The sequence below is a fragment of the Nocardia heshunensis genome, assembly GCF_054782115.1.
This window is the reverse complement of sequence record NZ_BAAGTC010000052.1, coordinates 1-717: the sequence shown is the minus strand read 5'-3', so window position 1 is coordinate 717 and position 717 is coordinate 1. Positions and strand designations below refer to the sequence as shown.

General features: G+C 43.8%; 1 protein-coding gene. It reads right to left on the bottom strand.

Annotation, left to right across the window (positions count from 1 at the left end; genetic code table 11):
• Nucleotides 1-717 (bottom strand): transposase (locus tag ACYVN4_RS45110; protein ID WP_460730478.1); only part of this gene is annotated, 717 nt, incomplete at both ends.

Genomic DNA, 717 nt, shown 5'->3' with positions numbered 1-717 from the left:
TCTCAATGAACTGCTTTTTCTGAATGAAGGTTTTGATGGTCGTTAGAAGTTGAGGACTGACGTTCTCAACTTCACCTAAGGCCTCGATAAAGGCGTCGTAGTCACGGCTTCGGATGGCCTCTACCAATGCGTGTGCTGAATAATAAGTGTTCGCGAATTCTTCGCTAAGATCCAAACCGTCCAGGACGAGCTGTTCTTGCGTGAGGTGGTCCTTAAGGTGTGAATACCACTGCTTTTTGTTCTTCTCAAGGTCTTTATAGCTCTTCAAGTAAAGACGCCAATAATGCTTAAGAATGCGATATTCACGTGTATTTTGGGGGAACCGGCGCATCAGTTGAACCCGGGTCTGATTTAAAGACCGGAGAGCCATTTGAACTAAGTGAAAGTTATCGGCGACGATGACGGCGTTTGGGAAAATATCGTAAATAATCTTTTGATACTGGGCGTTAAAATCCATTACGACTTGGGTGACTTTGCTTCGATTGCTTAATGAATAGTGATTTATGAAAAATTCCTTGATGTCTTTGTTCTTCCGACCAGGTAGGATAGCGATTAGATCGTGCTTTTGGGCATCAATCGCGATAAAGCTCATTTGGTTGCCTGTAGAGCGGAATTCATCGATGCATAAGGAAGTTGGTAAGCCATTGTAAGCGGACTTGGTTTGGTGTCCAAGTGCGATTAGCTGGCGACTAACTGTATTGGTTGAGACGTTGTATT